Below are 18,544 nucleotides of genomic sequence, written 5' to 3'. Positions count from 1 at the left end.
CTCCGGCACCGCCGTCCCGTCACCCCCGTCCGCGTCCGTGCGCGGCGGGGGTGACGGAGGTTACAGTCCCGGGAGGGCCCGGCACCCGGGCGGCCGGGGCGGGCACCCGCACGGGCGAACTACAGTCGTCGGTATGACGAGAACCCCGGACAGCGTCGTCCGCTCCTACATCGACCGGCACCAGAGCGCCTTCCTCGCCGACCTCGCCGAGTGGCTGGCCATCCCCTCGGTCTCCGCCGACCCGGAGCGCGCCGGCGACGTGCGGCGCTCGGCCGAGTGGCTGGCGGCCAAGCTGCGCGAGACCGGCTTCCCGGTCGCCGAGGTGTGGGAGACCGACGGGCTGCCGGCGGTGTTCGCCGAGTGGCACTCCGGGGACCCGTCCGCGCCCACCGTCCTGGTCTACGGGCACCACGACGTGCAGCCCGCGGTGAAGGAGGACGGCTGGGACACCGAGCCGTTCACCCCGACCGTGGTCGACGGCCGGCTGTACGCGCGCGGCGCCGCCGACGACAAGGGCCAGGTGTTCTTCCACACCCTGGGCGTGCGCGCCCACCTGGACGCGACCGGCCGCACCGCGCCGGCCGTCAACCTCAAGCTGCTGATCGAGGGCGAGGAGGAGTCCGGCTCGCCGAACTTCGCCGACCTGGTCCGCCGCGAGGCCGACCGGCTGGCCGCCGACGTGGTCGTCATCTCCGACACCGGCATGTGGTCCGCCACCACGCCGACCGTCTGCACCGGCATGCGCGGCCTCGCCGACGCCCAGATCGACCTGTACGGGCCGGACACCGACATCCACTCCGGCTCCTTCGGCGGCGCCGTCCCCAACCCGGCCCAGGTCGCGGCCGAGCTGGCCGCCGCGCTGCACGACGCCGACCACCGCGTGGCGGTGCCGGGCTTCTACGACGGCGTGGTCGAGCTGACCGACCGCGAGCGCGAGCTGTTCGCCGAGCTGCCCTTCGACGAGGAGCAGTGGCTGAAGGTCGCCAAGTCGTACGGCACCCGCGGCGAGGCCGGCTACTCCACCCTGGAGCGGATCTGGGCCCGCCCGACCGCGGAGGTCAACGGCATCTGGGGCGGCTACACCGGCCCCGGCGGCAAGACCATCGTCCCCGCGTCGGCGCACCTCAAGCTCTCCTTCCGGCTGGTCGCCGGGCAGGAGGTGGAGAAGGTCCGCGAGGCGGTGCGGGCCTGGGTCGCCGAGCGGGTGCCCGCGGGCGTCCGGTACGAGCTGGTCTTCCCGGGCGCGACCCGGCCCTGCCTGACCCCGCTGGACCACCCGGCGCTGCGGTCCACCGTCCGCGCGATGGGCCGGGCCTTCGGGCAGAAGATCCTCTTCACCCGTGAGGGCGGCTCCGGCCCCGCGGCCGACCTGCAGGACGTGCTGGGCGCGCCGGTACTGTTCCTCGGCATCTCGGTGCCCTCGGACGGCTGGCACTCGGTCAACGAGAAGGTCGAACTCGACCTGCTGGCGAAGGGCGTGGAGACGGCCGCGTACCTGTGGGGCGACCTGGCCGAGAACTTCCGGCCCGGCGCGTGACCGACGCTCCGCACGCCGAGGCAGTCAGATCACTCATCCGGATGATTCACCACCTGGGGATGGAACGACGTGAGCACCGTGCCTGAGACCGAGCGTCCGCTGCACCTGGCACTGGCCCGGGCCGGGGTGGACCGGGCGGCCCAGCACCGGTTCGACGAGCCCTGGCTGGCGGCGGCCTGGAGCCACCCGGCCACCCGGGTGCTGCCGATCGCCGGCGGCGAGGCATTCGTGGTCGACACCGCGAAGGGCACCGAACTCGTCCTGCTGCCCTCCTTCGAGGCGCCGCAGACCGGCGACCGGTACTTCCTCGGCACCGACCAGGACGGCGTCTCGTACTTCGCGCTGGCCGGCGAGAGCCTGCCCGGGCGGCTGGACGGCGACGCCCGCCCGGCCGGGCTGCGCGAGGTCGGCGGGCTGCTGTCCGACCGGGACGCCGGGCTGCTGGTGCACGCCGTCGCGCTGGAGCACTGGCACCGGCTGCACAGCTTCTGCTCGCGCTGCGGGCACCCGACCGAGAAGGCCGGCGCCGGGCACGTGCGGCGCTGCACCTCGTGCGCGGCCGAGCACTACCCGCGCACCGACCCGGCGGTGATCATGGTGATCACCGACGAGCAGGACCGCTGCCTGCTCGGCCGCCAGGCGCTGTGGCCGGAGGGCCGCTGGTCGACCCTGGCCGGCTTCGTCGAGCCGGGGGAGTCCGTCGAGCAGGCGGTGGCCCGCGAGGTGCACGAGGAGGCGGGTGTGCGCGTCGGCGAGGTGCGCTACGTCGCCAGCCAGCCCTGGCCGTTCCCGTCCAGCCTGATGCTCGGCTTCGCGGGCAAGGCGGTGCCGGGCGGCACCGAGATCACCGTGGACGGCGAGGAGCTGGCCGAGGCGCGCTGGTTCTCCCGCGAGGAGCTGCGGGCCGGGATGGCGGCGGGCGAGATCCTGCCGCCGTCGGGCATCTCGATCGCGCGGCACCTGGTCGAGCTCTGGTACGGCGAGCCGCTGCCCTCGGCGGCGCGCTGGTAATTCCGCGCGGGGGCTCCCGCCGGCGGGGACTCCGGTCGATCGGGGGCTCCCGGGGAAAGGGGGCGTGCGGTGAATGCCGTGCGCCCCCTTTCTCCTTTCCGATCCCTTCCCGAATTCCGCACCACCCACTGTTCGTATTCGGACGGGCCAGTTCTGCTACCGTGGGAGGCCCCGGGAGCGCCGTCGTCACCCCGCACGGACGACATTGCCGGAAACGGCTGAAACCGCGTCGCCGTGCTCGCTACATTCACTCGGGTGACAATCCCCCGGGGCACCGCCCAATCCCCCAAATACCAGCGCCTCGCCGCCGACCTGCGCCGTCGGATCGCCGAGGGCGAGTTCACCGCCGACGCCGCCCTGCCGGTCGAGAGCGAACTGGAGCGCCAGTACGGCGTCGCCCGCAACACCGTCCGCCTCGCCGTCGACGTCCTGGTCAACGAGGGCCGCCTGGTCCGCCTCCAGGGCAAGGGCACCTACCTGCGCGAACACCCGGTCCTGGACCACCGCGCCTTCGGCCCGACCCCGACCCCCGCGCCGCGCGACTGCCTGGCCGCGCCCTCCGCCGTCTACCTCGGCGAGGCCGCCGAAGCCGGGCGCGAACTCAGCACCGACTTCGAGATGATGATCGTCCGGGCCCGGGTCGACATCGCCGAGCGCCTCGGACTGCGCCCCGGCGAGGCCATCGTGGTCCGTCGTCAGTTGCGGCTGCTCGACCGCGAGCCGTACTCCATCGAGGAGAGCCACTACCGGGCCGGTCTCGCCGCGGGCACCCCGCTGATGGAACCCGACCCCGTCGAGGGCGGGGACGAGGCCGTGCTCGCCACTCTCGGCCGCACCGAGGTCGGCGCCGTCGACCACCTCGTCGCCCGGATGCCCGGCCCCGAGGAGGCCCAGTGGTTCCAGGGCGGCCCCGGCGTGCCGCTCGTGGTGCAGACCCGCGTCACCTACGACCGGCGCGGGCCCGTCCGGGTCATCGAGACCCGCTACTCGGCCGACCGCAGCCGGCTCGTCTACGGCGTCGGCGACCTCGGCGCGCGCACCAGCCTGCCCGCGCCCGCCGCGCCGGTCGACCCCGCCCGGGCCGACGCGACGTGACGCGCGGCGGCCCGGACGGCCCGGCCGGATCAGGCCGCCAGGGCCTTCTTGACCTGCAGCAGGCTCGGGTTGGTCATGACGACCCGCTCGCCGCCGCCCACCGGCGTCACCAGCACCGTCGGCACCGTCTGGTTGCCGTCGTTCACCGACTCGACGAAGGACGCCGACGCCGGGTCCTCCTCGATGTTGATCTCGGTGTAGCCGATGCCTTCACGGTCCAGCTGGCTCTTGAGCCGGTTGCAGTAACCACACCAGGTCGTGCTGTACATCGTCACGGTGCCGGACATCGAGGGGGCTCCTTCGGAAGAGGGGTGCGTACGGTCTCCGGGAGGAACGTCCGCCGGACGGCGGGCATTCCGGCCCGCCATCGACCGCACTGCGGAGCGATCATCCTGCGATCACACCGGGCCTGTGGACAACCCCGCCCCCGTTGTCCCCCCGGGCTGAGAGGATGGAACGCATGCAGGAAGACCTCTTGAGCGGCAGCCCCTACGACGCCTCCCACGGCTCCCCCTGGGCCGATCCCGGCGCCGCCACGGGCCCCGACGCCGTGCTCGCCGGGCTCGACCCCGAACAGCGCGCCGTCGCCACCGCCCTGCACGGCCCGGTCTGCGTCCTCGCCGGTGCCGGCACCGGAAAGACGCGCGCCATCACCCACCGCATCGCCTACGGCGTGCGCAGCGGCGTCTACCACCCCCAGCAGGTGCTCGCCGTCACCTTCACCGCCCGCGCCGCCGGCGAGATGCGCGGCCGGCTGCGCCAGCTCGGCGCCGACGGCGTCCAGGCCCGCACCTTCCACGCCGCCGCCCTGCGCCAGCTCCAGTACTTCTGGCCCCGCGCCGTCGGCGGCCCCGTGCCCCAGCTCCTGGAGCGCAAGGTCCAGCTGGTCGCCGAGGCCGCCGGCCGCTGCGGCCTGCGCGTCCAGCGCACCGAACTGCGCGACCTCACCGCCGAGATCGAGTGGGCCAAGGTCACCCAGACCGCCCCCGAGGACTACCCCGCGGCCGTCGCCAAGTCAGGCCGCGAGGCCCCCCGCGACCCGGCCGAGACCGCCCAGGTCTACCGGGTGTACGAGGAGACCAAGAGCCGCCGCGGCACCATCGACTTCGAGGACGTGCTGCTGCTCACCGCCGCGATCCTGGAGGACCGCCCGGACATCGCCGACCAGGTCCGCTCCCAGTACCGGCACTTCACCGTCGACGAGTACCAGGACGTCTCCCCGCTCCAGCAGCGCCTGCTCGACCAGTGGACCGGCCCCGGCGGCGGCGCCAGCCTCTGCGTCGTCGGCGACGCCAGCCAGACCATCTACTCCTTCACCGGTGCCACCCCCGACTACCTGCTGAACTTCCGCGGCCGCCACCCCGGGGCCACCGTCGTCAAGCTGGTCCGGGACTACCGCTCCACCCCCCAGGTCGTCCACCTCGCCAACGGACTGCTCTCCCAGGCCCGCGGCGAGGCCGCCCGCCACCGCCTCGAACTCGTCTCCCAGCGCGAGGCCGGCCCCGAGCCGGTCTACACCGAGTACGAGGACGAACCCACCGAGGCCGAGACCACCGCCCGCCGGATCAAGGACCTCCTCGCCGCCGGCGTGCGCGCCAGCGAGATCGCCGTCCTGTTCCGCACCAACGGCCAGTCCGAGGTCTACGAGCAGGCCCTCGCCGACCTCGGCGTCCCCTACCAGCTCAAGGGCGCCGAGCGGTTCTTCGAGCGCCCCGAGGTCCGCGACGCCGGCGTCCTGCTGCGCGGCGCCGCCCGCGCCGCCTCCGACCCGCTCACCGCCGACGCCCCCGACCTGGCCGGCCAGGTCCGCGCGGTCCTCGCCACCCGCGGCTTCACCGCCGAGCCCCCGGCCGGTTCGGGCGCCGTCCGGGACCGCTGGGAGTCCCTGGCCGCCCTCGTCCGCCTCGCCGAGGAGTTCGAGCGCACCCGCGCGGCCGAGGGGCGGGACACCGACCTCGCCGCCTACGTCGCCGAGCTCGACGCCCGCGCAGCGGCCCAGCACGCCCCCGCCGTCGAGGGCGTCACCCTCGCCTCCCTGCACGCCGCCAAGGGCCTCGAATGGGACGCCGTCTTCCTCGTCGGCCTCACCGAGGGCACCCTGCCGATCATCTACGCGAAGACCGACGAGCAGGTCGAGGAGGAGCGCCGCCTGCTCTACGTCGGGGTCACCCGCGCCCGCAAGCACCTCTCCCTCTCCTGGGCGCTCTCCCGCTCCCCGGGCGGCCGCGCGAGCCGCAAGCCCAGCCGCTTCCTCGACGGGCTGCGCCCCGGCTCCTCCGCACCCGGCGCGCGGAGCGGCGCGCGCGGCGGCCGCGGGGGCGTCGAGCCCGGCGAGCGCTCCGCCGCCCGGCGGGTCCGCGGACCGGTCAAGTGCCGGGTCTGCGACAAGGCGCTCACCGAGGCCGTCGAGCGCAAGCTGCGCCGCTGCGAGAGCTGCCCGTCCACGATGGACGAGGGGCTCTACGAGCGGCTGCGCGAGTGGCGGGCCCGGCAGGCCAGGAAGCAGGGCGCCCCGGCCTACGTGGTGTTCACCGACGCGACGCTGATGGCGATCGCCGAGGACGTGCCCGCCAACCGCCAGGACCTGGCCTCGATCTCCGGGGTCGGCGCGATGAAGCTGGACAAGTACGGGGCCGCCGTGCTCTCGTTGTGTGCGGGGGAGGAGCCCGAGGAGGATCCGGACGGCGTCGAGGACGACGGTCCGGTCGATCCGGCGTGAGCCGGCGCGGGCGCGGTCCAGGGGACTGCTCGGGGACTTCCGAACCGGCTGCGGAGCGCGCCGTGGAACTCACCGCGAAAAATAGTTTGCGCGGCGTACCGGGAGCGCAATAGCCTGCCGGGGCGGTCAAGGGGACGCGATCGCACGGGGTGACACCTGTGCCGAATCCCCCTCACCCGACAGCTTCACCGAGACAGACATCCGAACATTCGGAGCCGGGGAAACCTGGCTCCGCGAGACGCCGAGAGGAGGCGAAGACAGTGGGAACCATCATGATCACCAAAATGACTGGCCAGACCGTTGTCCCTGCCTCCCTGCGTGCCGCCCGACTGCGGGCGCTCGCCGAGCTCGGTGGTACCGGTCTGGGTCTCGACACCACTGGTGTCTCCGTCGTCTCCGTTGTCAGTGGTCTCGGACACACTGATCTGTGCTTCACGGGCAGCGGCAGCGTCGAAGGCACCTCCGTCGAGACCGGTCTGTCCCGTGGCTGGGCGTCGTTCGGCACGCCGCGCTCCCTGCGCGACGAGCGACCGACCCGGGCACCGAAGGCGGCCGTAGCCGCCGCCACGCATGGCGGCTATGCGCGGGTCATCGGTGCCGGAAACCCCCAGAAGCAGAACGAGCAGCAGATTAACCAGGCCGTGGCCGCCTTCAACGGCGCCAAGGCCGTCCGGATGCGGGCCTTCCGCGGGCCTGAACCCTGGAGAGAACGAACCTGAGTCAGCCTCAGGTCGGCACCTCCAGGGCCGCGGAACCCGTCACACCGGGATCCGCGGCCCTTCTGTTTTGTCCGGTACGCAAGACCAACCCAGGCCCTCCGGGGCCTCCGGCCCAGCACCACCAGTCCCCTGGGCCGGAACCACTGAGAAGACGAGGAAGACGCCACAGTGTCCACGGTCATCACGCCGCCCACCCCGTCCGTACCGCCGACAAGCCAGATCACCAAGGCCGACCAGGCCGACCCCCCGGAGGTTCCTTCCATGCAGATCAGCTCGATCGAGCAGGCCGAGGCTCTCGGTCTCCCCATCCCCTGCCGCGCGTTCGACCCCGAGGTCTTCTTCGCCGAGACGCCCGCCGACGTCGAGTACGCGAAGTCCCTCTGCGGCACCTGCCCGGTCAAGGACGCCTGTCTGACCGGCGCCCTGGAGCGGCGCGAGCCGTGGGGCGTCTGGGGTGGCGAGCTGTTCGTCCAGGGCGTCGTGGTGGCCCGCAAGCGCCCCCGCGGCCGTCCGCGCAAGACCGAGGTCATGGCGTGAACCCCGCCGACCGGGCCAGGGTCGTCCGCCGGGGAGAGCAGCCCCCGCTGGACAGCGCCCTTCGCCGTTCCGTGCGGATCGCGGCCGCCAAGGCCGACGCCGCAGCCCGTATCCCGTTCCCGAGCACGCACCACGAGCAGGACCACCACATGAACCCCGTCGTCGACCCCACCGCCCGCGCCGAGCAGGCCGCAGAACTCCAGACCCAGAACAGGATCCTCGAAATGCAACTCCTCCACGAATCCCTGGCCCGGGCCCATATGCAAGACAGGCTCCACGAGGCCGAGAACCAACGGCTCGTCAGCCGGGTCATCCGGGCCCGCAAGCTCCGGCAGCGGGCCGAGCGGGCCTCGATGCGGGCCCGCAAGGCGCTCGCCGTGGCGCTGATGTAGCACCCGCGGGCCCTCGGGCCCGTCGTCCGACCCCCGTCGTGCCGCAGGCCGCTCCCCCGTCGGTGGGGAGCGGCCTGCGGCCGTTGGGTCCGGTGGCGGGCCGGTGCCTTCTGCCGGGGCCTTCCGCCGGCGCCCGGCGGCGTCGTCAGCCCTTCGCGGTGCGGGCGGGGCCGCTGCCCTTGCGGGCCTTCGGCTGCCCCGGCGCCGGCCGCTCGGGCTCGGTGGCCTGCTCCGGCGGTCGCGTCCGCCGTGACCCGTCCGCCCGCTGCGCCCGGTGCGCCCGGTGCGTCCGGTCGGCGAACTCCGGCAACCACTCCAGCATCTCCGTGCGGAACGGGGCCTTGGCGCCGAGCTGGCAGAGCACGCCGATGGTGCTCAGCGTCACCCGGTGGATCAGCAGGTACGCGGGCGGCAGGTTGAGCTGCTTGCCCAGGTTGTAGGCGGGCGAGCGCGGGTCGGCGATCCGGGCCGCCTGGGCGCGCATCCAGGCCCGGGTGAAGTGGAAGTTCTCCACCGCGGCCGGCTCGATGATCGGCAGCAGGTAGTCCAGTACCGCGTCCGGATCCAGCTGGATCGAGGGCTTCACGAAGCCCTCCTCGCGCAGCATCTGCAGCACGCCCCCGGCGTTCCCGGCCAGCGCCATCCGCAGCGACGCCCCGATCGGCGCGGGCAGCCCGCCCGGCAGGCGGTCCACCGTGCCGAAGTCCAGCACGCCCAGCCGCCAGCCGGACACCGGGCCGTCGTCCTTCAGCAGCCGGAAGTTGCCCGGGTGCGGGTCCGCGTGCAGCAGGCCGGTCCGGGACGGGCCGGCGAACAGGAACCGGGCCAGCAGCTGCCCGGCGCGGTCGCGCTCCTCCTGGGTGCCGCGCACGATCACCTCGGCCAGCGGGGTGCCGTCCATCCACTCGGTGACCAGCACCTGGTCGGCCTGCGCCACCACGCCCGGCACCGCGATGTCGGGGTCGTCGGCGAACTCCTCGGCGTGCCGGCGCTGGGCCTGCGACTCCAGCTCGTAGTCCAGCTCCTCCGAGACCCGCTCGCGCAGTTCGGCGATCAGCGGCTTGATGTCCAGCCCGGGGATCAGCGGGCCCAGCAGCCAGGCCACCCGGCTCAGCTGCGAGAGGTCGGCGAGCAGCGCGTCGCCCGCGCCCGGGTACTGCACCTTGACCGCGACCCGGCGGCCGTCGTGCCAGACCGCCCGGTGCACCTGCCCGATCGAGGCCGCGGCCGCGGGGCGGTCGTCGAACTCCAGGAACAGCTCGCGCCAGTCGTCCCCGAGCCGCTGGGTGAGTGCGGTGTGCACCGTGGCGGCGGGCATCGGGGGAGCGGCGTCCTGCAGCTTGGTGAGCGCCGCCCGGTACGGACCGGCGACCTCCTCGGGCAGCGCGGCCTCGAAGACGGACAGCACCTGCCCGAACTTCATCGCCCCGCCCTTGAGTTCGCCGAGCACCTTGAACAGCTGGTCGGCGGTGGCCTGTTGGAGCTCGGCGGTGACCACCTCGGCGGAGCGGCCGCCGATCCGCCGGCCCAGGCCGAGCGTGGCGCGGCCGGCTATCCCCAGCGGCAGGGCGGCGAGCCGTGCCGTGCGGGTCACTGCCTTGCGCGGAAGATCGCTCACCCGGGCCTCCAATCCCTGGCCCCCCGACACCGGACGGCCGACCATCACTACGCCATTGTGCCCGCTCCCCGCCCCAAGCCCGTCGGAATTCCGTGGGGCGGGGCGGCGGGCGCCGTCCCTTTGCGGGGAGTTGGGCGGCTTGGTCCGCACCGCCGCCGGGTCGTGGCCGAACGCGGCGTCGCGACCCCGGCGTCGCGACCCCGGCCCGGTCCGGGCCCGCGACGCCGCCGCCGTGCCCCTCACCCAGGCGGCAGCGGCTGCCACAGGCACCCGCAGTCCGGGTGCCCCCGCAGCCGCAGGCGCCGGGACGTGCCGTCGCCCGCCGACACCTCGCACCAGCCGTCCACGCTCGGCGGCCGACCGCCGTCCAGGTACACCTGCGCGTGCAGCGCGGCCAGCCCGGCGACCGCCGTCGCCAGGGCCGTGTCGCAGGCCGGCGTACGGGCACGCCCCGGGCCCTCCTGGGCCAGCTGGGCCAGGACCCGCGGCCAGGCCGCGTCCTCGTCCTCCCGCCGCAGCACCAGGCAGTGCCCGCACGCCGACATCCCCGGGACCACCAGCGGCCCGACGACGCCGAACTCCTCGACCACGCCCACGTAGAGGTGCGGCACCCCGGCCCGGAGCAGCAGCCGGGCCTCGTACGTCCCGCCCGCGAAGGCGGCGCTGCCGTCCCGGGGCGCGAGGACCACGAAGTCCGGCGGCGGCCCGCCGGGCCCGCGGCGCGGCGGCGGAGCCGGCGGGCGGCCGGTCGCGCGCTGCACCGCCTCCCGCGCCGCCGTCGCGCGCAGCCGGCCGACGTCCCCGGGCGGCAGCCCCGCGGGGGAGCAGTCGCCCGGCCTCACCCGGCCGCCGTCCGCGACGGTGACCGTGCCAGCTCCGCCGGCGGCGAGCACCGCCGCCACGGCGGCGCCGACCCGGCCAGCGCCGCGCACCTCGATCCGGGCGTCGGCCCGGCGGGCCAGCACGGCGGGCGCGGCGCCCGGGCCGGAGTGGACCAGCGAGAGCGAGGCGAGGTCGGGCCCGAGCAGCTCGCGGTGTGGCTGGGGGAAGCGGGCCAGCGCCCGGTCGGCCGCCTCCGCGTCGTCCAGCAGCCCGGTCTCGGCCAGCTCGGTCAGCAGCGTGTCGGCCGGCTCGCGGCCGAGCCCGATCCGCTCGCCGGCCGCCACCAGCTCGAGCCGGTCGCGGGTGCCGTCGAGCAGCCCGAGGAACTCGCACAGGGTCCGGTCGGCGTTGCCGAGCAGCCCCGCGTGGCGGGTGACGGTGCCGAACTGCAGGGTCTCGGAGTCCCGCCAGCTGCGGGACAGCGCGGGCTTCAGCGCGAGGCGCACGGCGATCTCCCTTCCGATCGTTTCCGGACGGTCGACCGCAGCTTGCCCCATCGGGCCGACGGTGTGCCCGCGGTTGTCCACAGGGCCGTACACATGATCGGACGAGCGGTTCGCGCACCCTGTGGATAACCGGCCATCCTCTCCGGCGTCGGTTTCCGGACACCCGCCGTCGACTTTTCGTTCCCGATCACTCCATGAAAGATTCCGGCCACGGCAGCGGACTTCTGTCCGTGGTAGCGGGTAACGTCGTGTGCCATGGCAGCCGAGCGGGACTCCCATCCACCGGCGTCGCGACGGCGTGCCCGTGCAGCGTCCGGGTCACAGATCGCGACGCCGAACACACGCGGGCGCCCGGACCAGAACCACCCGGACCAGAACCACCCCGAACAGAACCGCCCGGACCGGAACCGCCCGGAGCCGCAGTATCCGGAGCAGCAGTCGAGGTCGGCGCCGTCCCCGTACCCGCCCGTCGGGGCACTCCCCCCGGAGGCGCACGACCGGGCCCGGGTCGAGGTGCGGCGCAGCGCCCGCCGCAGTCGTACGGTCTCCGCCTACCGCGAGGGCGACCGCACCGTCGTGCTGATCCCGGCCCGGATGTCGCACGCCGAGGAACAGCGCTGGGTCGCGCAGATGCTGGAGAAGCTCGCCGCCCAGGAGTCCCGGCGGGTCCCCGGGGACGAGGCCCTGATGGCCCGGGCCCGTGAGCTGTCCGCCGCCTACCTGGGCGACCGTGCCCACCCCAGCACGGTCCGCTGGGTCACCAACCAGAACTCGCGCTGGGGCTCCTGCACCCCGAGCGAGGGCACGATCCGCCTCTCCCACCGGCTCCAGGGCATGCCGGAGTACGTGCTGGACTACGTGCTGCTGCACGAGCTGGCGCACCTGCTGGTGCCGGACCACGGCCCGGCGTTCTGGGCCCTGCTGGAGGCCTACCCCCGGACGGAGCGGGCCCGCGGCTACCTGGAGGGCGTGGTCTCGGCGGCCCGGCTGCCGCACATCCCCGGGGCCCGGCACGCCGACCAGCGCCCGGACCCGGCCTCCTCCTGCGACTGAGGCCGGCCGCAGGGGCGGCGGGAGTCGACCGGAGGACGACGGAAAGGGGGCGCGGGCCACCTCGGCCCGCGCCCCCTTCCGATGTCGCACCTCAGCCGGTCAGCCGCCGCGCCCGGGCCACCAGGTCGCGCACCGAGTGGTCGGTGAGCTCCGGCAGCCGCTCGTAGTCGAACCAGCGCAGGTCCAGCGACTCCTCGCTGATCAGCGCCTGCGCGCCGGCCGGGGCCACCGCGATGTACTGGACGTCCAGGTGGGTGTTCTCCGGCCGGTCCTTGCCCGCGCAGCGGACCAGGTGGCGGTCCAGCTTGGCCGGGACCGGGACGCCGTCCGCCTCCAGCAGCACCAGGTCGGGGATGCCGGACTCCTCGACGGCCTCGCGCAGCGCGGCCGAGGCGAGGTCGCGGTCGCCGGGCTCGCAGTGCCCGCCCATCTGCAGCCACATGCCGACCTTGGGGTGCAGGGTGAGCAGCACCCGGCCGGCCTCCGGGTCGACGACCGCCGCGCTCGCGGTGATGTGCGCGGGCAGGCAGGACCGGAACAGGCCCTCGGGCTGCGCGGCCAGGTGCTCCAGGTAGTCCAGCCGCAGCCGTTCCTGGTCCTCGTCGGCGGGGCGCCACCCGGACAGCGTGCGGACGGCGTCCGCGTGCAGGGTGGACGCGGACGTGTGGGTGTCCGTCATGCGGTGGGCTCGCCCTTCCCGTCGGTGCCGTCGGTGCCGTCGGTCTTCGGCTCGGTGCCGCCCTTGCTGAGGTCGGGCTTGCCGGCCGCGGCCTCGCCGAGCAGCTTGTCGATCGCGTCGAAGTCGATCCCGCCCTCCAGGTCGTCCCCGGTGCCCCGGTGCACGAAGGCGTCCGGGTCGTCCAGGTCGGCGGCCGTGGGCAGCATGTCCGGGTGTCCCCAGAGCGCGTCGCGGCCCTCGATGCCCCGGGCGTCGGCGAGCAGCGCCCACAGCCGGGAGGCGTCGCGCAGGCGGCGCGGGCGCAGCTCCAGGCCGACCAGGGTGGCGAAGGTCTGCTCGGCGGGTCCGCCGGCCGCGCGGCGGCGGCGGACGGTCTCGCGCAGCGCGCCGGCCTGCGGCAGGTGCGGTTCGGCGGCGGCGTGCACGACGGCGTCGACCCAGCCCTCGACCAGCGCGAGCGCGGTCTCCAGGCGGGCGAGCGCGGCCTTCTGCTCGGGGGTGTCCTCGGGCTGGAGCAGGCCGCCGGCCAGCGCCTCCTGGAGCGCCTCGGGGTTGCTCGGGTCGAGCTGGCCGACGAGCTCCTCCATCCGGGAGGTGTCGACCTTGATCCCGCGCGCGTAGGCCTCGACGGCGCCCAGCAGGTGGGCCCGCAGCCACGGCACGTGGGCGAAGAGCCGCTGGTGGGCGGCCTCGCGCAGGGCGAGGTAGAGGCGGACCTCGTCGGCGGGCACGCTCAGGCCCTCGCCGAACTCGGCGACGTTCTGCGGCAGCAGCGCGGCCTTGCCGGCCGGGGCGAGCGGCAGGCCGACGTCGGCGGAGCCGACCACCTCGGCGGCGAGGGCGCCGAGTGCCTGGCCGATCTGGGTGCCGAACATGGCGCCGCCCATGGAGCGCATCATGCCCATCAGCGGGCCGGCCATGGCCTGCATCTCCTCGGGCAGGATCCCGCCCATGGCGTTGCCGACGCGCTCGGCGACCGGGTCGACCAGGTCCTTCCAGACCGGGAGGGTGGCCTCGATCCACTCGGCGCGGCTCCAGGCGACGGCGGTGCCGGCGCCGGAGGGGAACTCGGTGACACCGTCGAGCCACAGGTCGGCCAGCCGGACGGCCTCGGCGACGGCGGAGCGCTCGGCGGCGCTGACCGAGCGGTCCTTGCTCTTGCCCTCGGCGGGCTCGGCGACGACGCTCTGGCGGGCGATGTTCTGCGCGAGCTCCCAGTTCACCGGGCCGCCCTCGAACGAGAGCATCTGCCCGAGCTGCTGGAAGGCGGCGCCGAGGTCGCCGGGGTTCATGCCGCCGAACATCGCGGCGAAGGGGTTGTCGGCACCGGCACCGCCGGGGCCGCCCGGGGCACCGGGCATGCCGAACATCGCGCCGAAGGGGTTGCCGCCCCCGAAGCCGAAGGACTGCGGGTTGCCGGCGGCCGGGTCCTGGTCCTTCTTCCTCTGCGCGTCGTCGGGCTTGGCCTTGCCGTCCTCGGGCTCCTCGGGCGGAACGCCGAATCCGAAGGGAAGGTCGCTCACGGGGTCCTCGATCCGGTCGGCCGTCATGCGGGTGTGGCGGGGAAGTCAGCGCCCGGGGCGGTGGCGGAGTGGGGACTCGGGGGCGGCTCCGCCGCGGCAGGCCCGCGCCGGGTGCACCGCCGGGCCTTCGCCTCGGGCAGGATGGACGTACGTGACACACGTCCGTACGCACATAAGCTAACCGTGGAGGATGTCCGGTGAGTTCCCCGCCTTCGGACGTTCGCTCTGGGCTGACCGGAGGAGAGGACGCGTCGGACACCACGGCGTCGCCGCCTCCAGCCTACGGCGGACGGCCGCTGACCGTGGCGGTGACGGGTGCCGCGGGCGTTCTCGGGGAGCGGGTCGCGACGCGGCTGGTCGCCTCCCCGCACGTACGGAAGGTCCTCGCGGTCGACGACCGGCGCGGCGAGGTTCCGGGCGTGCAGTGGCGGGTGCTGGACGTCCGGGACCCGGCGGTGGCCGAGCGGCTGGCCGGGGTCGACGTGGTGGTGCACCTGGCGATGGACTTCGGGATGGAGTCCGACCCGCGCGCCCGCAGCGCCTACAACGTGCGCGGCGCCCAGACGGTGCTGACCGCGGCCGCGGCCGCCGGTGTGCACCGCGTGGTGCTGTGCACCTCGGCGATGGTCTACGGCGCGCTGGCCGACAACGAGGTGCCGCTGGCCGAGGACTCCGAGCTGCGGGCGACCGAGGAGGCCTCGCTGGTCGGGGACCTGCTGGAGATCGAGCGGCTGGCCCGCCGCGCGCCGCGCGCCCACCCCGGGCTGCAGGTGACGGTGCTGCGCCCGGCCGTGGTGGTGGGCCCCGGGGTGGACACCGTGCTGACCCGGCACTTCGAGGCGCCCCGGCTGCTGGTGGTGGCCGGCTCCCGCCCGTGCTGGCAGTTCTGCCACGTGGACGACCTGACGGCGGCGCTGGAGTACGCGGCGCTGGGCCTGGTCGAGGGCGAGGTGACGGTCGGCTGCGACGGCTGGCTGGAGCAGGAGGACGTGGAGCGGCTGTCCGGGATCCGGCGGATGGAGCTGCCCGCCGCGCTGGCGCTCGGGACGGCGGCGCGGCTGCACCGGCTGGGCCTGACCCCGGCGCCGGCCGGGGACCTGGCGTACACGATGTACCCGTGGGTGGTCTCCGGCAGCCGGCTGCACGAGGCGGGCTGGCGTCCGGCGCACACCAACGAGCAGGTGCTGGCCGAGCTGCTGGCCCAGGTGTCCGGCAAGCACGCGGTGGCCGGGCGCCGGCTGGGCGGGAAGGAGGCCGCGACCAGCCTGGGCGCGGCCGGGGCGACGGTGGCGCTGGTCGGTACGGCGGCGCTGGTGCGCCGGGCCCGCAAGCGGCGGCGGTTCTGAGGCGGCGGTTCCGGGACGGCGGTGGCTCTGAGGCGGCGGTTCCGAGGCGGCGCCGGTCGACCGATCGGCGCCGTTTCTCACGATGCGAAACCCCTACATCGTGATGCGGAAGGCACTTGCCTCCGACCGGACCGGATGGGGAATCATGGGAGCATGCCCGAGATTCACGACCCCATCCGCCTGCTCGCCATCCGCGGCACCCCGCTCTCGCTGGACGAGGTGTACCAGGCGGTCGGCGACGACGCGGCCGGCGGCACCACCGTCTTCGTCGGGACGGTCCGTGACCACGACGGCGGCAAGTCGGTCGCCGCGCTGGAGTACAGCTGCCACCCCACCGCCGAGGCGGAGATGCGCCGGATCGCCGAGAAGATCGTCGCGGACTTCCCGGTCCGGGCGCTCGCCGCGGTCCACCGGGTCGGCCGGCTCGGGATCACCGACAAGGCCGTGATCGTCGCCGTCTCCTGCGCCCACCGCGGCGAGTCCTTCGCGGCCGCCCGCCGGCTGATCGACGACCTCAAGCGCGAGGCGCCGATCTGGAAGCACCAGGTCTTCGCCGACGGCGCGGAGGAGTGGGTCGGCGCCGACGGCTGCTGAAGCCGGTCCGCATACCCTGCAACCGCCCGCACGTCCCGCACGTCTGTCGGGTCAGGCGCGCCGGGGTCTCACTCGAACGGGTTCGCGGCGCTGCCCCGAATACTCCCTGGAAGTGAGCCGATCGGCCGTCCCGTAACCCGGACGGCGCCGGCCGCGTTGTCCGCCGGAGTGGTTAATCTGCTCATAGACACGACGAGCTGGGAGTACTGACATGGGTGCGCTCGCCTGGCTGATCATTCCGGTTGTCGCCGTCCTCGCCGCGACCCTCTGGGCGGGTTGGGCCCAGCGGGCCCCGCGGGCCACCGGGGACCCTGCGTCGCTCGCCGAACACCGGCGCTTCATGGCCGCGATGGAACGCACCACCGCCGGCGCGGCCGCCCCCGGTGAGCGCTCCGGCCGGTAGCCCGCCGGGCGCCGCGTCACCCGAGTCCCGTACTGTCGAGGCATGCCACGCCGCTCCGCGACGATGCTCGCTGCCACCCTGCTGCTCATAGCGCTGCTCTGCGTCTCGGTGCTGATGAAGGTGCCGTACACGGAGATGAGCCCGGGGCCGACGTACAACACGCTCGGCAACCAGGGCGGCAAGCCGGTGATCAGCATCGCCGGGCACGACTCCTACCCGACCACCGGGCACCTCAACATGACGACCGTCCAGGTCACCGGGGCCAAGTACGAGCCCAGCCTGGTCAACGCGGTGGTCGGCTGGCTGCGCGACGACGTGCTGGTGGTGCCGCACGACAACGTCTACCCGAAGGGGCAGTCGGACGCGGACGCGAAGAAGCAGAACGCCGAGGAGTTCGCCTCCTCCGAGGACAGCGCCCGTACCGCGGCGCTCAAGCAGCTGGGCGTCCCGGTCGGCAGCGAGCTGATCGTCAAGTCGGTCACCGCCGGAGCGCCGGCCGAGGGCAAGCTGCACGCGGGCGACCAGATCGTCGCCGTCGACGGCACCCCGGTCAGCACGGTCGACCAGGTGGTCGCGGGGGTCACCCGGCACAAGCCGGGCGAGTCGGCGGTCTTCACCGTCGTGCCGCGGGTCAAGGACGCCGGCGGCAACGGCGCCGCCGACCCGGGCAGCCGGACGGACGTCGCGGTCCCGACCGTCCGGGCCAAGGACCTCGACCCGAAGGCCCCGGCCGAGCGGGCCGAGCTCGCGGTGGTCGGCATCGGCACCGGGATCCGGCACACCTACCCGTTCCAGATCGACATCGGCCTGCAGGACGTCGGCGGCCCGAGTGCCGGCCTGATGTTCTCGCTCGGCATCATCGACAAGCTCACCCCCGGCGGCGACCTCACCGGGGGCACGTTCGTCGCGGGCACCGGCACCATCGACGACGACGGCAAGGTCGGCCCGATCGGCGGGATATCGATGAAGCTGATCGCCGCCCGGGACGCCGGGGCCGAGTACTTCTTCACCCCGTCCTCGAACTGCGCCGAGGCCACCAAGAACACCCCGGCCGGGCTGCGGCTGATCAAGACGGACACGCTGGACGGCGCGCTGAAGTCGCTGGAGCAGATCCGCTCCGGGCAGACCTCCGCGCTGCCGTCCTGCGCCAAGTAGCCCGCGGGGCAGGACCCGCGACGGGGCAGGACCTGCGGGGCAGGGCCCGCGGCGACCGGCTTGCGCGAAGGGCCGCCTACGCGAAGTGCCGCTTACGCGAAGGTCGCGAGCAGCGCCTCGGTCAGCCCGGGCACCAGGTCCGGGCCGGTCAGCACCTCGCGGGCGACGTCCTTCGAACGCAGCCGCAGGGCGATCTCCTTCCGGCCGTCGCGCAGTACGGCGGCGGTGATCCGGACCTCCTCCCGCTTGGGGTGGTTGGCCACCCACTCGGCGAGCTGGGCGTCGGAGGCACCCCGCGGGCGGGACTGCTCGGCGCCCGGGGGCAGCATCAGGCGCTCGACGACCAGGGCGCAGCCGGCCACCGCGTCGGGCCAGGCGATGGTGCCGAGGAACTTGTCGAGCTCCATGCCGGCCGGCAGCTCGTCCTGCTCGACCGGGGTGAGGCCGGGCTCGTCGCCGTCGGCGAGGCCGAGCTGCTTGGCGATCCGGGGATCGGCCTTGCGCAGGGCGGCGCTGTCCACCAGGGCGAACAGTCGGGCCGGGAGGTCCCAGCCGAGGGTGGCGGCGTACTCGTCGATCTCCAGCGCGGCCCGGGTCAGCGGGGAGGCGGCCGGGAGCTTGGAGACGTCGTCGGGGGAGTTGTTCAGATCAGGCGCGTCGGACATGCCTCAATCCTCACACGCCGGGCGGGGCGCGCTCGCCGGGTGGCCCGGCGCGGGTGGCCGGGCGGGAGCGGGGTGGTGCGGGCGGGGTGCGGGCGGGGTGATGTGGGCCGTCCCGGCTGCGGGCAGGGGGGAGACGGCCGGGCCCCGGGCGTCGTCGTAACCGTCTGCTA

The 18,544-nt window shown here is 74.5% G+C and carries 17 protein-coding genes and 1 pseudogene; 12 read left to right on the top strand and 6 right to left on the bottom strand.

The window, feature by feature from the left end:
• Positions 1-133: 133 nt before the first annotated feature.
• From AB0Q99_RS08100 to AB0Q99_RS08090, 3 genes are all read left to right on the top strand, one after another.
• Positions 134-1,537: a dipeptidase gene (locus AB0Q99_RS08100; protein ID WP_363569473.1), complete on the top strand. Its 1,404-nt coding sequence runs from the start codon at positions 134-136 to the stop codon at positions 1,535-1,537.
• A 69-nt stretch (positions 1,538-1,606) separates the two neighbouring features.
• Positions 1,607-2,548 (top strand): NAD(+) diphosphatase, encoded by a 942-nt coding sequence (gene nudC / locus AB0Q99_RS08095; protein ID WP_363569472.1) that lies wholly within the window; start codon positions 1,607-1,609, stop codon positions 2,546-2,548.
• A 255-nt stretch (positions 2,549-2,803) separates the two neighbouring features.
• On the top strand, positions 2,804-3,643 hold the full coding sequence (locus tag AB0Q99_RS08090) for a GntR family transcriptional regulator (RefSeq protein WP_363569471.1): 840 nt from the start codon (positions 2,804-2,806) through the stop codon (positions 3,641-3,643).
• A gap of 29 nt (positions 3,644-3,672) precedes the next feature.
• On the opposite strand, the gene AB0Q99_RS08085 is transcribed toward AB0Q99_RS08090, so the two are convergent.
• Positions 3,673-3,930 (bottom strand): mycoredoxin, encoded by a 258-nt coding sequence (locus tag AB0Q99_RS08085; protein ID WP_363569470.1) that lies wholly within the window; start codon positions 3,928-3,930, stop codon positions 3,673-3,675.
• A gap of 263 nt (positions 3,931-4,193) precedes the next feature.
• Between AB0Q99_RS08085 and AB0Q99_RS08080 the strand changes: the two genes are divergently transcribed.
• The 4 genes from AB0Q99_RS08080 to AB0Q99_RS08065 all read left to right on the top strand — a co-directional run bounded on the left by AB0Q99_RS08080 (position 4,194) and on the right by AB0Q99_RS08065 (position 8,010).
• Positions 4,194-6,362 (top strand): ATP-dependent DNA helicase UvrD2, encoded by a 2,169-nt coding sequence (locus AB0Q99_RS08080; protein WP_363569637.1) that lies wholly within the window; start codon positions 4,194-4,196, stop codon positions 6,360-6,362.
• A gap of 260 nt (positions 6,363-6,622) precedes the next feature.
• On the top strand, positions 6,623-7,081 hold the full coding sequence (locus tag AB0Q99_RS08075) for a hypothetical protein (RefSeq protein ID WP_363569469.1): 459 nt from the start codon (positions 6,623-6,625) through the stop codon (positions 7,079-7,081).
• 219 nt (positions 7,082-7,300) lie between these two features.
• Positions 7,301-7,618, top strand: a complete 318-nt coding sequence (locus tag AB0Q99_RS08070; RefSeq protein ID WP_280676621.1) for a WhiB family transcriptional regulator — start codon at positions 7,301-7,303, stop codon at positions 7,616-7,618.
• Positions 7,615-8,010 (top strand): hypothetical protein, encoded by a 396-nt coding sequence (locus tag AB0Q99_RS08065; RefSeq protein WP_363569468.1) that lies wholly within the window; start codon positions 7,615-7,617, stop codon positions 8,008-8,010. The genes AB0Q99_RS08070 and AB0Q99_RS08065 overlap by 4 nt, the downstream gene beginning before the upstream one ends.
• A 145-nt stretch (positions 8,011-8,155) precedes the next feature.
• Here the strand turns inward: AB0Q99_RS08065 and AB0Q99_RS08060 are convergent, their stop codons facing one another.
• A complete protein-coding gene (locus AB0Q99_RS08060) occupies positions 8,156-9,628 on the bottom strand; it encodes an AarF/ABC1/UbiB kinase family protein (RefSeq protein WP_363569467.1) in 1,473 nt (490 codons plus the stop codon).
• Positions 9,629-9,867: 239 nt separating this feature from the next.
• On the bottom strand, positions 9,868-10,956 hold the full coding sequence (locus tag AB0Q99_RS08055) for a TOMM precursor leader peptide-binding protein (protein ID WP_363569466.1): 1,089 nt from the start codon (positions 10,954-10,956) through the stop codon (positions 9,868-9,870).
• Positions 10,957-11,463: 507 nt separating this feature from the next.
• Here AB0Q99_RS08055 and AB0Q99_RS08050 point away from each other — a divergent pair.
• Positions 11,464-12,009, top strand: a pseudogene (locus tag AB0Q99_RS08050) (M48 family metallopeptidase); the annotation flags it as partial.
• 91 nt (positions 12,010-12,100) lie between these two features.
• Here the strand turns inward: AB0Q99_RS08050 and AB0Q99_RS08045 are convergent.
• Both AB0Q99_RS08045 and AB0Q99_RS08040 read right to left on the bottom strand, forming a co-directional pair.
• The gene (locus AB0Q99_RS08045) at positions 12,101-12,688 is read right to left on the bottom strand and encodes an NUDIX hydrolase (protein ID WP_363569465.1); all 588 of its coding nucleotides are present in this window, start codon (positions 12,686-12,688) and stop codon (positions 12,101-12,103) included.
• Entirely contained in the window at positions 12,685-14,211 is a 1,527-nt protein-coding gene (locus AB0Q99_RS08040; protein ID WP_363569464.1) for a zinc-dependent metalloprotease, read from the bottom strand. The genes AB0Q99_RS08045 and AB0Q99_RS08040 overlap by 4 nt, the downstream gene beginning before the upstream one ends.
• Positions 14,212-14,507: 296 nt before the next feature.
• On the opposite strand from AB0Q99_RS08040, the gene AB0Q99_RS08035 reads away from it, so the two are divergent.
• From AB0Q99_RS08035 to AB0Q99_RS08020, 4 genes are all read left to right on the top strand, one after another.
• Positions 14,508-15,557, top strand: a complete 1,050-nt coding sequence (locus AB0Q99_RS08035; protein ID WP_363569636.1) for an NAD-dependent epimerase/dehydratase family protein — start codon at positions 14,508-14,510, stop codon at positions 15,555-15,557.
• Between the two features lie 153 nt (positions 15,558-15,710).
• Positions 15,711-16,151 carry a molybdenum cofactor biosynthesis protein MoaE gene (locus AB0Q99_RS08030; RefSeq protein ID WP_363569463.1) on the top strand — a complete coding sequence of 147 codons (441 nt, stop codon included), beginning with the start codon at positions 15,711-15,713 and terminating at the stop codon, positions 16,149-16,151.
• A gap of 211 nt (positions 16,152-16,362) precedes the next feature.
• Positions 16,363-16,554 carry a hypothetical protein gene (locus AB0Q99_RS08025; protein ID WP_363569462.1) on the top strand — a complete coding sequence of 64 codons (192 nt, stop codon included), beginning with the start codon at positions 16,363-16,365 and terminating at the stop codon, positions 16,552-16,554.
• A 42-nt stretch (positions 16,555-16,596) separates the two neighbouring features.
• Positions 16,597-17,709 carry a PDZ domain-containing protein gene (locus tag AB0Q99_RS08020; protein ID WP_363569461.1) on the top strand — a complete coding sequence of 371 codons (1,113 nt, stop codon included), beginning with the start codon at positions 16,597-16,599 and terminating at the stop codon, positions 17,707-17,709.
• A 92-nt stretch (positions 17,710-17,801) separates the two neighbouring features.
• Here AB0Q99_RS08020 and AB0Q99_RS08015 read toward each other — a convergent pair whose 3' ends face one another.
• Positions 17,802-18,374: a PPA1309 family protein gene (locus tag AB0Q99_RS08015; RefSeq protein WP_363569460.1), complete on the bottom strand. Its 573-nt coding sequence runs from the start codon at positions 18,372-18,374 to the stop codon at positions 17,802-17,804.
• Positions 18,375-18,544: the final 170 nt, after the last annotated feature.

The sequence above is a fragment of the Kitasatospora sp. NPDC086791 genome, assembly GCF_040685975.1.
Lineage (GTDB): Bacteria > Actinomycetota > Actinomycetes > Streptomycetales > Streptomycetaceae > Kitasatospora.
Note: the sequence above shows the minus strand (reverse complement) of the source record. Positions and strands in the feature narration are given on the sequence as shown.

Excerpts from the sequence above, each read along its gene's own strand:
- AB0Q99_RS08015 (WP_363569460.1), bottom strand. The coding sequence starts at position 18,374 with ATGTCCGACGCGCCTGATCTGAACAACTCCCCCGACGACGTCTCCAAG.
- AB0Q99_RS08085 (WP_363569470.1), bottom strand. The coding sequence starts at position 3,930 with ATGTCCGGCACCGTGACGATGTACAGCACGACCTGGTGTGGTTACTGC.
- AB0Q99_RS08045 (WP_363569465.1), bottom strand. The coding sequence starts at position 12,688 with ATGACGGACACCCACACGTCCGCGTCCACCCTGCACGCGGACGCCGTC.
- AB0Q99_RS08100 (WP_363569473.1), top strand. The coding sequence starts at position 134 with ATGACGAGAACCCCGGACAGCGTCGTCCGCTCCTACATCGACCGGCAC.
- AB0Q99_RS08020 (WP_363569461.1), top strand. The coding sequence starts at position 16,597 with ATGCCACGCCGCTCCGCGACGATGCTCGCTGCCACCCTGCTGCTCATA.
- AB0Q99_RS08025 (WP_363569462.1), top strand. The coding sequence starts at position 16,363 with ATGGGTGCGCTCGCCTGGCTGATCATTCCGGTTGTCGCCGTCCTCGCC.
- AB0Q99_RS08030 (WP_363569463.1), top strand. The coding sequence starts at position 15,711 with ATGCCCGAGATTCACGACCCCATCCGCCTGCTCGCCATCCGCGGCACC.